Genomic DNA, 12,390 nt, shown 5'->3' on the forward strand with positions numbered 1-12,390 from the left:
GTCTTATGAAGTTAGGATTGAATTTATCATTTGCGGTAAAGCGCTGGCTGAAGCCTGAGAAATTAGCAAGTATATGTAAAAATGAATTTGGGGTTGAACATGTACAGTTTACATGGGACCTGATTGATCCGTGGTGGCCGAAAGAGCAGAGAGATGTTATGGTGAAGCAGTATCGGGATGCCTTTGAGGCGGCAGGCGTACAGATAGATGCGACATTTGGGGGGATTGCTTCTTATTCTTATGCACATCTTCTTGCACCTTCTAAAACGCAGAGAGATGTGGCATTCATATTTTTTAAAAGAGCAATTGACCTTACCATGGAGATGGGAGCTAAAATAATGGGAACTCCTGTGGGCGGAATGTCTTATGATGACGCAAAAAATCCGGTGCGGCGGAGGGAACTTTATAATGAAATGTTGGATTATCTGAAAAAGCTTGCTGAATATGGAAAAACAAAAGGCTTAGACGAGATCCATATTGAGGCAACTCCCTTAATTACGGAGTTTCCTCACAGTCCGGATGTATCGGTAAAGATGATGGAGGATTTGAAAGGAACAGATATTCCAGTGAAACTTTTGATTGACTGGGGACATGCACTATATAAGCCTCTGCTGAAAGAAGAGGCAGATATTGATTTGTGGTTTAGAAAATGCGCACCATACATTGGCTCTATACATCTTCAGCAGACAGATGGACAATGGGACAGACACTGGGATTTTACAAAAGAAGGCATTGTAACTCCAGAATTAATCAAAAGTGCAACGGAGCGTGCAGGCTTGGAGCAGGTTCCACAATATCTGGAAGTAGTCACGATATTTGAAGAAGACGATGATACGGTATATGAAGGAATGAAGAAAACCATGGATTATCTTCATAAAGAATTATTTTAGGGGGAGGCTTGGAAAGTGAAATATCAGGAAATGTATAAAAGGATTCTGGAGGAACATAGGCAAGTATTCGAAAAAATAGACCAGGATGGAATGCGTGAGTTTATTAATGAAGTAAAAAACCATAACCGCATCTTTCTTATTGGCGTAGGCCGTGAAGGTATGGCGACAAGAGCATTTGCGATGAGACTGATGCATATGGGCAAAGAAATCCATTGGATATGGGATGATACGACTCCTTCTATCGGTGAAGGTGATTTATTAATTGCAACTTTGGGAGATGGCAGAATAGGACATATTAATTATATATGTGAACGCGCAAAAGAGGCAGGTGCCATGATCTATACTGTGACAGGGTCACCAAGCGGAAATACTGCAAAGAATGTTGCAGATAAGGTGTTTTTTGTTCCGGCAGCAGTGTACAGAGGGACTGATGATGTTGTGCCCTCTTTTCAGCCTATGGGGAATTTATTTGAGCAATGTCTGTTGATTATATTTGATATGATTGTTATGATGATTGTTAGTGAGACACCTGAGTTGAGTTTTGAAAAAATGTCCCACAGGCATAGGAATGTCGAATAGGAGAGCAGACTATGAAAAAAATAATCAATCATGCAGACAATGTGGTAAAAGAGATGCTGGAGGGCTATATCAGCGCCTACAGCAGGTATTACCGGAAGCATCCGGATGTGAACGGTGTGCTTTTGAGACAGAAAAGGCGGGGAAAGGTAGCCCTTGTCATTGGCGGGGGCAGCGGGCATGAGCCTATGTTCTCCGGTTTTGTGGGGAAAGGCCTGGCAGATGCTGCGGCCTGCGGAAATGTGTTTGCATCCCCCGACCCGAATACCATATATGAGACAGCTAAGGCTGTGGAGGATGGACAGGGAGTTCTATTTGTATATGGCTGCTACGCGGGGGATAACTTGAATTTTGATATGGGGGAGGAAATGCTCCGGGATGAGGGTATCGAAACTGCTCATGTACGTGTGCGTGATGATGTCGCCAGTGCCCCTCCGGATAGAGTCGAGGACCGGCGGGGCATTGCGGGTGACGTTTTTGTTGTGAAGACTGCCGGAGCGGCATGTGATGCAGGCTTAAGCCTTGAGGAAGCTACAAGGATAACAAAGAAGGCACGGGACAACACGAAGAGTATAGGGGTAGCCACGGCTCCTGCCCAGCTTCCGGGAGTGGAGAAGCCTATTTTTGAGCTGGGAGAAAATGAGATAGAGTATGGAATGGGCCTGCATGGAGAAAGAGGGGTACTCCGTACAAAGTGGCAGCCGGCTGATGTTCTGGCAGAGAAAATGTATGGACAGATTAAGGAGGATACGGCTCTCAAAGCTGGAGATGAAGTGTGTGTATTAGTAAATGGATTGGGAGCTACCACCATTACGGAGCTTGCAATTGTTTACCGTAAAGTGAAGGAGCTGCTGGACAAAGACAAAATAAGAGTATACGATGCGGATTTGAATAATTATTGCACAAGCCAGGAGATGGGTGGGTTTTCCATCACATTATTTCAATTGGATGAAGAACTGAAGCAATATTATGACATGCCCTGCTACAGTCCTTATTATGCAAAAGGAGAATTAACAGAAAGTTCTCGGGAGATAAAAGAGGAATGTGAGGAGAAATATCAGGAGGAAACATGTTCTGCAGATTCAGTGTCTCAAGATACGGAAGAACCATGTGTATCCAGGGAAAAGAAAGGGCCTCTGACAGAACTGACTGCAGAAGATGCCCGTGAGATGCTTATATATATAGCTGACAAAGTAAGAGCAAAGAAGTCATATCTGACAGAGATAGACAGCGCTATAGGCGACGGTGATCATGGCATAGGAATGGCGGGCGGAATGAAAAAAGCCAAAGAAAGGCTGCAGCAGATGAAAGGGGAACAGAATGTCTATGCAGTGTTCGAGGCAGCCGGCAAAGCCATGCTGATGTCTATGGGCGGCGCATCAGGGGTGATTTTTGGAAGCCTTTATCTTGCAGGGGCGAAAGACATGGAAGAAAAGGGAGTGCTCACACCGGAAGATTTGGCAAAGATGGAGCGCAAGAGCCTTGCAGCCATCCAGGAACGGGGAAAGGCGGAAGTCGGAGATAAAACAATGGTGGATGCACTGACTCCTGCAGTAGAGGCGCTGGAAGCAAACTGTGATAAAGGACTTCTGGAAATGCTGAGGGCAGCGGAAGAAGCCGCCGGGCAGGGAGTAGAAGACACAAAGAAATATGTGGCGAAATTCGGACGCGCCAAATCCCTAATGGAAAGGGCAATCGGGTATCAAGATGCCGGTGCGGCCTCGGTGTGGCTGATATTCCAGGGGATGAGAGAATACGTAGAGGGATAAGTCCGCGCCCGGGAAATATAATCAATTAGAAATGATTGGGGCAGTTCAAAGATATTGAACTGCCCCTTAGAAAGTCACATAAATTGAATTTACAATTCTTATAATCCAAACAGATACGAGAACGCAGAGAGAGTTTCTTCTTTTATCTTCTCAGAGTCCAGACTGGGATCTTGGCATTTAAGTTCTAATTTATATTTGCAGTAGCCTACACTTATTTCATTCAACATGTATAAGTTTTCTTCTGTTACCGAGGTGCCTTCCGAAATGAGGGGACGCAGTATAAACAGGCAGCGCTCTGTGAAATCTTTACCAAAGTACATTGCTTCGATGTCTTTTGAAAACTGTTCGCGTTCCTCGGGAAAAAGATCATAATACATCTTTATAATATCATACAGATTATCACTGTTTTTTCCAAAGAAAAAGTTGTAAAATATGAAAGGTTCTTTCAATGCCGTATCAAGAAAACAGGCCCAGATGAGCATAAAGTTGTCAATAGGCGGGAGGCTTCGCTGACTTATTATGTTCAGTGCATGGCTGTAGTCACAAAAGTATTTCATAGAGGCCAGCATGATTAACTGATCCAAATTTTTAAAATACAGGTAAGTGGTAGAATTATGGAAGCCTGCTTTTTGTGCAATTTTTCTAACAGAAATGTCCTGAAGGTTTTCATATTCCATTAATTCTTTTGCCGCATTGATAAAACGCCTGCGGTTTTCTTTTTTCAACATTTCATTTTCAGCCTCTTTTAATCTCATAATCACTCTTTTTCCTCTTTATATCATCTATTATTTTTTCGATATTGAATAATTTCAAATGCCATTATTTCATTTTATCACCGACCGGACAAAAATCAAGATAATATTTAAAAATAAGGTTTTGTTAATTATTCACTAATTTTATAATATTATAGAAAACATATATGACAAACCTTGACAATAGGAATGTTTGTGATAGAATTATCGTATAATATTTAACATAAGCGCGCTTATCTATATAAAATAACTGAATAAAGGAGAAAAAACACATTAATGCAAGCCAATTAAGAAGGAGGTTAACATGAAACTGGAAATTGGTAATTTCTATGTAAAGGATATTGTGTTTGGAGATGCACTGTCATTTCATGATGGTGTACTTACCATTGACAAAGAAGAGGCTTTAAAGTTTATATGTGAAGACGAGCGGATTACTGAGGCGGAGCTTTATATTGCAAAACCGGGGGACAAGATTCGTATGTGTCCGGTAAAGGAAGCAATAGAGCCAAGAACTCGTCTGGATGGAAGAAGTTTGTTTCCGGGGTATATTGGCGATTTGGCCAGGGCCGGGGAGGGTGTTACGTATGCCTTAAAGAACTGCAGTGTACTGGTAGTTGGAAAGCACTGGGGCGGATTCCAGGATGGTTTAATAGATATGAGCGGTGAGGGCCAGAAGTACACATACTTTGGGCAGTTAAATAACATCGTGTTAGTGGCTGATACTAATGAAGATTTTGAGAAACATGAACAGCAGAAAAAGAATGATGCGCTTAGAAGGGCAGGACATAAGCTTGCAGAGTTTATCGGAGCGTGTATAAAAGATTTGACACCGGAGGACACTGAAGTTTACGAGTCTGAGCCTATGATTAGGCGGAAAGAAGAGATTGAAAAGCTGCCGTCCGTTGTATATGTGATGCAGCCTCAGTCTCAAATGGAGGCAATGGGCTACAATGATTTGGTTTATGGCTGGGATACCAATCATATGGTACCTACTGTTATGAATCCCAACGAGATTTTAGATGGGGCAATTGTATCCGGAAGCTTTATGCCTGTTTCTTCCAAATGGTCAACCTATGACTTCCAGAACTGCCCGAATATCAAGGCACTTTACAGAGAACACGGGAAGACTATTAACTTCTTGGGTGTCATTATGTCAAATTTGAATGTTGCTTTGGAAGAAAAGGAAAGATCGGCACTTTATGTTGCACAGATTGCAAACACTCTTGGAGCCGATGCCGCCGTAGTGGCAGAGGAAGGCTATGGAAATCCTGATGCAGATTTTGTAGGATGCATCGTGGCTCTGGAGGATGCAGGAGTTAAGACCGTGGGGGTAACAAATGAGTGTACTGGGCGTGACGGACAGTCACAGCCGCTTGTAACCTTAGATGAGAAGTGTGACGCAATCGTGTCCTGCGGTAATGTTTCAGAAATGGTTAAATTGCCTCCTATGGAAACTGTTCTTGGCGAACTGGAAGCTCTGGGAAGGGATGGGCTCTCCGGCGGTTGGGCAGATGACGAGATTTTAGGACCATCTGTCAGAAAAGACGGCTCCATCGTTATGGAAAATAATGCAATGTTCTGCGGCGACCAGGTTTGTGGATGGTCCCCAAAAACAATGAAGGAATTCTAGGAGGTGGGAAAATGAAAAAAGCAATTGTTTATTTAAATCAGTTTTTTGGACAGATCGGTGGGGAAGATCAGGCCGGAATTGAGCCACAGATTCACGAAGGCCTGATTGGACCGGCAATGCAGTTTGACAAACTGTTGGATGCGGAGGTTACCCATACGATTATCTGTGGTGACAACTACATGGGCTCTAATACAGACGAGGCTATTGCAACAATTTTGGGCATGCTGGAAGACAAAGAATTCGATATTTTCCTTGCAGGACCAGCTTTCCAGGCAGGGCGTTACGGAGTTGCCTGCGGCACAATCTGTAAGGCTGTAAAGGAGAAGTTCGGCGTTTCGGTTGTAACTTCTATCAACGAAGAGAATCCCGGAGCAGAAATGTTTAAGAAAGATATGTATATATTGCGAGGCGGAAATATCGCTTCCAAGATGAGAAAAGATGTAGCTGCAATGGTGAAGGTTGCAAATAAGCTATTAAATGGTGAGCCTGTGGGAAGTGCTGAGGAAGAAGGATATTTCCCAAGAGGAATCCGCCGTCAGGTATGGCGCGAGGACTTAAAGCCGGCCTCTGAGCGTATGATTGATATGCTTGTCAAGAAGATAAACGGGGAACCTTTTGATACGGAGCTTCCGATTCCTAAGATGGACAGAGTTCCCATAGCACCTCCGGTGAAAGATTTGAAGACCGCAAGGATTGCTCTTTTGACCACGGGAGGTATTGTACCGGTAGATAATCCGGATCACATCCAGTCAGCATCTGCAACACGTTGGGGAAGATACGATATTTCCCATACAGATGCTCTGAAGGCAGGAGAATATAAGACCATACATGCAGGATTTGACCCGGCCGCCGCTGATGCCAATCCAAATGTCATTACTCCGATAGATGCTCTGAAGGTATTAGAAAAAGAAGGCTTCTATGGAAGCCTGCATCCGTATTTTTATTCCACAGTCGGAACAGGTACAACACAGGCTGAGGCAGAGAGAATGGCCAAAGAGATGGTTCCGTATCTGAGAGATGATCATGTAGATGCGTGTATTATGGTCTCCACGTGAGGCACCTGTACTCGTTGCGGTGCAACGATGGTGAAAGAAATTGAGAGAGCTGGTTTCCCGATTGTACAGATGTGCAACCTGATTCCTGTAGCAAAAACGGTCGGTTCCAATAGAATCGTTCCGACTATTTCTATTCCATATCCCCTTGGTGATCCTGCAACTACCAAAGAAGAACAGTGGAAATTGCGTTATCACAGAACAAAAGTGGCTTTGGAGAGTTTAACTGTCGATATCAAGGAGCAGACTGTATTCCGTGTTTAATCCCATAAGGGATGAGAAAGGGGCATAAGGATGGAAAAAAAGAAGCCAGATAATTTTGTTTTTTATGTATCATTGGTGATTACAGGGGCCATTGCCGTTTGGGCAGTGGTTGGAAATCAGAGCTTTTCTAAGGTATCCGATGCTGTCTTTGGATTTTTGACCAAGGATTTTGGCTGGCTGTACCTTATTGCAATGACTTTCTTTGTATTTTTTGCTATTGCCATTGCATTTAGTAAATTTGGAAAAGTCCGGCTGGGGCCGGATGATTCAAGACCGGAATACAAGACAGCATCCTGGTTTGCTATGCTCTTTGGAGCCGGCATGGGGGTTGGTCTTGTGTTCTGGGGAGTTGCGGAACCTATTTCCCATTATGTCAGTCCGATAGCGGGCATTGAACCCGGCACGCCGGAGGCTGCAGATTTTGCCATGCGCTCTTCCTTCATGCACTGGGGAGTTCACCCATGGGCCGGATACGCAATTATCGGGCTGGCACTGGGATATTTTCAATTCCGCAAGAAAAAACCAGGCCTCATCAGCGTTATTTTTGAACCATTGATTGGGGAAAAAGGAGTGAAAGGGCCAATAGGAAAGATTATAGATGTGCTTGCGGTATTTGCTACGGTGGCCGGTATTGTAACATCTCTGGGATTGGGTGTACTTCAGATTAATAGTGGTCTTAACTATTTATTTGGTGTTCCAACAACACTGCTTATTCAGATTATTATTATTGCTGTGATTTCAATTATTTATATATGGTCGGCAGTATCCGGTATAGATAAAGGTATTAAGATGATATCAGATGCCAATCTCTATATTGCCTTTGCATTGATGATTGCGGTGGTTCTTGTAGGACCAAGGCTGGAAATGGTAAACAACCTTATGAACGGGCTGGGACAGTATATTGGGAATTTCTTCCAGGACAGTTTTGGGATTAGTGCCTATGGAGATAATTCATGGGTGGAGAGCTGGAGAATATTTTACTGGGCATGGTGGATTGCATGGGCTCCATTTGTTGGAACGTTCATAGCAAGAATCTCTAAAGGAAGAACCATCAGAGAGTTTGTTATGGGTGTTGTGATAGCGCCAAGTCTTGGCTCAATTGCGTGGTTTGCAATCATGGGTACTCTGGGGCTTCACCTTGGTGAGACCGGCGGGCTGTCTATGGATGTGTTAAAAGAAGTCGCTGCGGTTCCGGAGACAGGATTGTTTGTTGTAATGCAAAAGTATCCGTTTGGTATGGTACTGTCATTGGTTGCTCTGGTGCTGCTGAGCACATTCTTTATTACATCAGCCAATTCGGGGACCTTTGTTTTGTCTTCACTGACATCAGGGGGTGATTTGAACCCGGGAAATGGCAAGAAGATATTATGGGGTGTTATTCAGTCTATAATGGCAGTAGGACTTTTGATTGCCGGGGGACTGACACCGCTTCAGACAATATCTATTGTTGCAGCCTTCCCATTTATATTTATTATGATATTTGCCTGCGTTGCACTGGTGAAAGCATTAAAGTCAGAAAAAATAATAAAAGTGGATAAGATGGACACAATAGAAAGCGCAGAAAAAGTAGCGGAAAAAGCATAAGGGGCATAAAAATGAGCGAGATTTATGATGTAATTATCTTAGGAGGGGGCCCGGCAGGATTATCTGCCGGGTTGTACGCAGGCAGGAGCCGCCTCTCCACGCTGATCATCGAGAAGGGCCAGGACGGCGGGCAGATTGCTATCACAGATGAGATTGAGAACTATCCAGGACAGATGGTAGATGGAGAATCGGGACCGGAGCTGATTGCGAGGATGACAGCACAGTCGGTAAAATTCGGTGCAGAGCGTGTCTCCGACACAATCAAGGAAGTTTCCCTGGAAGGCGAAGTGAAAGTTTTAAAGGGCGAAAAGGAAGAGTACAAGGGCAAAAATGTGATTATTGCCACAGGTGCCCACCCAAGACCAATCGGGTGCAAGGGGGAAAGAGAATATCTTGGAAAAGGAGTCTCCTACTGTGCCACCTGTGACGCGAACTTTTTTGAAGACTTGGAAGTATTTGTAGTGGGCGGCGGTGATTCTGCCGTCGAGGAAGCCATGTATCTGACCAAATTTGCCAGGAAGGTGACGGTTATTCACAGAAGGAATGAGCTGCGCGCCGCAAAGTCCATACAGGAGAAGGCCTTCGCCAATCCAAAGCTGCATTTTATGTGGGACAGCGTTGTGGAAGAGCTTTACGGGGATGACATCCTGCAGGGGATGGCCGTGAAGAATGTAAAGACCGGGGAGACGAGAAAGATAGACGCGGATCCGGAGGACGGAATGTTCGGGGTGTTTGGATTTATCGGTATGATTCCCAACACCAAGGTGTTTGAAGGGATCCTCCATATGGATGAAAGAGGATATATCAAGACAGACGAGGATATGCACACCAATATCCCCGGAGTTTATGCGGCGGGAGATGTGCGGGTGAAGAGCCTCCGGCAGGTTGTCACTGCATCGGCAGACGGCGCTATTGCGGCAGTGCAGGTGGAGAGAAGCCTGTCCGACTATTTCTAAACTCGCCTGAGCTTAATGGGCCAAGCCTGAAAACCTACGGTTTTCCCGCTGTTTGGCTCCCGCCAAATAGATATATTGAGAAATGCACCTTAGAAAGCAAGCTTTCACGGGGTGTTTCTCAATATATCTACCTGGCTCTGAACAATTACAAAATATTCAATCGCAAAAAAGAAGGAGGAGATAACAGATGAAAGATCTTGACAAGACAAACTTTGAAGAGGAAGTGCTCAAGGCACAAGGCTATGTATTCGTAGATTTTTACGGTGACGGATGTGTGCCCTGCCAGGCATTGATGCCGAAGGTACATGAGTTCGCAGATAGCTACGGTGACAAGATGAAGTTTACTTCCCTGAACACCACCAAGGCACGCCGCCTTGCCATTGGGCAGAAGGTGCTGGGCCTTCCGGTCATGGCGGTCTATAAAGGCGGGGAGAAGATTGACGAGGTAGTAAAAGACGAGGCTACCCCAGAGAGCATTGAAGCAATGATACAGAAGTATATCTAATGTATGATACCAGGGTCAAAAGGTCATGCGTTTCATGCTTGCATGAAAAAGCATGACTTTGGGACCCGTAAAACATGAGAAAGAAGCCCGAGTAGGGCAGATTTCGAATGCTTTTAGGATTTCGGGAGCACAAAGTGCGGAGCAATCCGTAGGTATCAGGGGGTAAAATACCTTTTGACCCCTACATCAATGTATTTCTTTATCATAAACAGTATTTTACAGAAAGGAGAAACGAATCATGGCTATTTTGAAAGACAAAAAGGTCATTATTATCGGAGACCGAGATGGAATACCGGGACCTGCCATTGCAGAGTGTGTAAAGACTGCCGGCGGGGAGATCGTATTCTCATCCACGGAGTGCTTCGTTTGAACAAGCGCAGGCGCAATGGATTTGGAGAACCAGAAGAGAGTGAAAGAGTTTGCGGAGGAATACGGCCCGGAGAACCTCGTTGTTGTCCTGGGTGCCGCAGAGGGAGAAGCTGCAGGGCTTGCAGCTGAGACCGTGACCGCAGGCGACCCGACTTTTGCAGGTCCATTGACAGGAGTCCAGCTTGGACTCCGTGTATATCACGTATGTGAACCAGAAATGAAGGAAGAATTCGATGAAGCAGTGTATGACGAACAGATCAGCATGATGGAGATGGTCCTTGACGTGGATGACATCATCCAGGAAATGACCTCCATCCGAGACGAATACTGTAAGTTTTAGGAAAATGTAAAAGAGTCAGGTCCTGTGCACCCGCCGGGGGCTGGCCCTTTTTACTCTAGTGTACTGTTCCGTTGACTTTCAGCTAAATAGCGAAATGTCAATGGGACAGCACACTAGTGGAAAGAGTCGCAGAAAGGCGGATAACCAATGAACAGTGTAATCAAAGGGGCTGGCTATGTATTAGTGCACACCCCCGATATGGTTTTATATAATGGAACAACACAGACGACGGAAAGAATCGTAAATCCGGAGTCTGAATATCTAAAGGAAGTGCCGCAGCACCTGCGGTCCTATGAAGAGGCGGTTTCCTATTGGCCCAACCAGACTTATATTGGAAATGTACACCCGGATGAGCTGGCAGAAGTGGAATTCCCCTGGTATGACAAGAAAAAGGAAGATGCAAAGCGGTATGGGAAATACGGCGAGATCATGCCGGAGGAAGAGTTCTTATTCCTCGTACAGGCAAGCGACATGTTCGAGGTGGTGAAGCTTGACAAAGAGTTTGTAGCAGAATATAGACTTAAGTTTGCAGAGAACCCCATCATCACAGCGGATATTGTGGAGAGGATTGAAGAGGGCGCCCAGAGCAGCGAGATCGAGCACCTGGTGAATGAGGAACATGCGGAAGGCCTGTACTTTGCAGGGAAACTGGTAGGCTGTGTGAAGCGTGCCCACGATATTGACGTGAACCTTTCGGCCCATGTGATGCATGAGAACCTGATGAGTAAAGCCTCCAGTGTCCTGGCCCTTCTCTATGCAGTGAAAAACGCGGGGATTGAGAAATCCGAGGTAGAGTATGTGATTGACTGCGCTGAGGAAGCCTGCGGGGATATGAACCAGCGGGGCGGCGGCAACTTTGCCAAGGCAGCGGCTGAGATTGCAGGGCTTACCGGTGCTTCCGGCTCTGATGCCAGAGGCTTTTGTGCGGCGCCCACCCATGCTATGATTGAAGCGGCTGCCCTGGTAAAATCCGGTGCTTATAAGACGGTGGTGGTGACTTCCGGCGGATGCACCGCAAAATTGGGCATGAATGGAAAAGACCACATCAAAAAAGGCCTTCCGATCCTGGAGGACTGCCTGGGCGGCTTTGCTGTTGTCATTTCGGAAAATGACGGGGCGAGCCCGGAGATCAACCTGCAGATGCTGGGACGCCACACCGTAGGGACAGGTTCTGCCCCCCAGGCGGTCATCGGCAGCCTGGTAGCGGAGCCCCTCAAGAAAGCGGGACTTAAGATTCCGGACATTGATAAATATTCCCCGGAGATGCAGAACCCGGATATCACAAAGCCGGCAGGTGCAGGGGATGTGCCCATGGCAAACTATAAGATGATTGGGGCGCTGGCGGTGAAAAACGGAGAGCTGGACCGGAAAGAGCTGGCAAACTTTACGAAAGAGCATGGCCTGACAGGCTGGGCGCCCACCCAGGGCCATATCCCGTCGGGTGTGCCTTACATCGGATTTGCCTGCGAGGATATCAAGGCCGGCAGGATTAAAAGGGCCATGATTATCGGAAAGGGAAGCTTATTCCTGGGACGTATGACGAACCTGTTTGACGGTGTCTCCTTTGTGCTCCACGGGAATACGGCGGAGGAAGAAAAGGCTGCAGCCGGTGTATCCGAAGAGGAAGTGAAGACACTGATTGCGAAGACAATGAAGGATTTTGCTGCTGCTCTGCTGGCAGAGTAAGGGGTGTGAGATGGCGA

The 12,390-nt window shown here is 45.8% G+C and carries 11 protein-coding genes; 10 read left to right on the top strand and 1 reads right to left on the bottom strand.

What is annotated here, in order from left to right; translation table 11 throughout:
* The first annotated feature begins 5 nt into the window (after positions 1-5).
* From EDD59_RS04745 to dhaL, 3 genes are read left to right on the top strand one after another with little or no spacing between them, the layout of a single operon-like run.
* Positions 6-890 (top strand): sugar phosphate isomerase/epimerase family protein, encoded by an 885-nt coding sequence (locus EDD59_RS04745; protein WP_132379426.1) that lies wholly within the window; start codon positions 6-8, stop codon positions 888-890.
* Positions 891-905: 15 nt separating this feature from the next.
* Positions 906-1,469: an SIS domain-containing protein gene (locus EDD59_RS04750; RefSeq protein ID WP_132379429.1), complete on the top strand. Its 564-nt coding sequence runs from the start codon at positions 906-908 to the stop codon at positions 1,467-1,469.
* An 11-nt stretch (positions 1,470-1,480) separates the two neighbouring features.
* The gene (gene dhaL, locus EDD59_RS04755; protein WP_132379431.1) at positions 1,481-3,235 is read left to right on the top strand and encodes a dihydroxyacetone kinase subunit DhaL; all 1,755 of its coding nucleotides are present in this window, start codon (positions 1,481-1,483) and stop codon (positions 3,233-3,235) included.
* A gap of 98 nt (positions 3,236-3,333) precedes the next feature.
* Here dhaL and EDD59_RS04760 read toward each other — a convergent pair whose 3' ends face one another.
* Positions 3,334-3,990 (bottom strand): TetR/AcrR family transcriptional regulator, encoded by a 657-nt coding sequence (locus EDD59_RS04760; RefSeq protein WP_243117346.1) that lies wholly within the window; start codon positions 3,988-3,990, stop codon positions 3,334-3,336.
* A gap of 301 nt (positions 3,991-4,291) precedes the next feature.
* On the opposite strand from EDD59_RS04760, the gene EDD59_RS04765 reads away from it, so the two are divergent.
* The 7 genes from EDD59_RS04765 (at position 4,292) to grdC (ending at position 12,373) form a co-directional block, all read left to right on the top strand.
* The gene (locus tag EDD59_RS04765) at positions 4,292-5,617 is read left to right on the top strand and encodes a glycine/sarcosine/betaine reductase component B subunit (RefSeq protein WP_132379433.1); all 1,326 of its coding nucleotides are present in this window, start codon (positions 4,292-4,294) and stop codon (positions 5,615-5,617) included.
* A gap of 11 nt (positions 5,618-5,628) precedes the next feature.
* Positions 5,629-6,933, top strand: a complete 1,305-nt coding sequence (grdH, locus tag EDD59_RS04770) for a betaine reductase selenoprotein B (protein WP_132379435.1) — start codon at positions 5,629-5,631, stop codon at positions 6,931-6,933.
* 30 nt (positions 6,934-6,963) lie between these two features.
* Entirely contained in the window at positions 6,964-8,517 is a 1,554-nt protein-coding gene (locus EDD59_RS04775; RefSeq protein WP_132379437.1) for a glycine betaine uptake BCCT transporter, read from the top strand.
* 11 nt (positions 8,518-8,528) lie between these two features.
* Positions 8,529-9,473: a thioredoxin-disulfide reductase gene (gene trxB, locus EDD59_RS04780; RefSeq protein WP_132379439.1), complete on the top strand. Its 945-nt coding sequence runs from the start codon at positions 8,529-8,531 to the stop codon at positions 9,471-9,473.
* A gap of 187 nt (positions 9,474-9,660) precedes the next feature.
* Positions 9,661-9,978, top strand: a complete 318-nt coding sequence (trxA, locus tag EDD59_RS04785; protein WP_132379441.1) for a thioredoxin TrxA — start codon at positions 9,661-9,663, stop codon at positions 9,976-9,978.
* Positions 9,979-10,216: 238 nt separating this feature from the next.
* The gene (gene grdA / locus EDD59_RS04790; protein ID WP_132379444.1) at positions 10,217-10,687 is read left to right on the top strand and encodes a glycine/sarcosine/betaine reductase complex selenoprotein A; all 471 of its coding nucleotides are present in this window, start codon (positions 10,217-10,219) and stop codon (positions 10,685-10,687) included.
* Positions 10,688-10,834: 147 nt separating this feature from the next.
* On the top strand, positions 10,835-12,373 hold the full coding sequence (gene grdC / locus EDD59_RS04795) for a glycine/sarcosine/betaine reductase complex component C subunit beta (RefSeq protein WP_132379446.1): 1,539 nt from the start codon (positions 10,835-10,837) through the stop codon (positions 12,371-12,373).
* Positions 12,374-12,390 lie beyond the last annotated feature (17 nt).

Source organism: Muricomes intestini (assembly GCF_004346165.1).
In the GTDB taxonomy this organism is placed as follows: domain Bacteria; phylum Bacillota; class Clostridia; order Lachnospirales; family Lachnospiraceae; genus Muricomes; species Muricomes intestini.

Bases quoted from the DNA above. Each gene is read 5' to 3' on its own strand.
- trxB (WP_132379439.1), top strand. From the start codon at position 8,529: ATGAGCGAGATTTATGATGTAATTATCTTAGGAGGGGGCCCGGCAGGA.
- EDD59_RS04775 (WP_132379437.1), top strand. From the start codon at position 6,964: ATGGAAAAAAAGAAGCCAGATAATTTTGTTTTTTATGTATCATTGGTG.
- EDD59_RS04765 (WP_132379433.1), top strand. From the start codon at position 4,292: ATGAAACTGGAAATTGGTAATTTCTATGTAAAGGATATTGTGTTTGGA.
- dhaL (WP_132379431.1), top strand. From the start codon at position 1,481: ATGAAAAAAATAATCAATCATGCAGACAATGTGGTAAAAGAGATGCTG.
- EDD59_RS04760 (WP_243117346.1), bottom strand. From the start codon at position 3,990: ATGAGATTAAAAGAGGCTGAAAATGAAATGTTGAAAAAAGAAAACCGC.
- grdC (WP_132379446.1), top strand. From the start codon at position 10,835: ATGAACAGTGTAATCAAAGGGGCTGGCTATGTATTAGTGCACACCCCC.
- EDD59_RS04745 (WP_132379426.1), top strand. From the start codon at position 6: ATGAAGTTAGGATTGAATTTATCATTTGCGGTAAAGCGCTGGCTGAAG.
- trxA (WP_132379441.1), top strand. From the start codon at position 9,661: ATGAAAGATCTTGACAAGACAAACTTTGAAGAGGAAGTGCTCAAGGCA.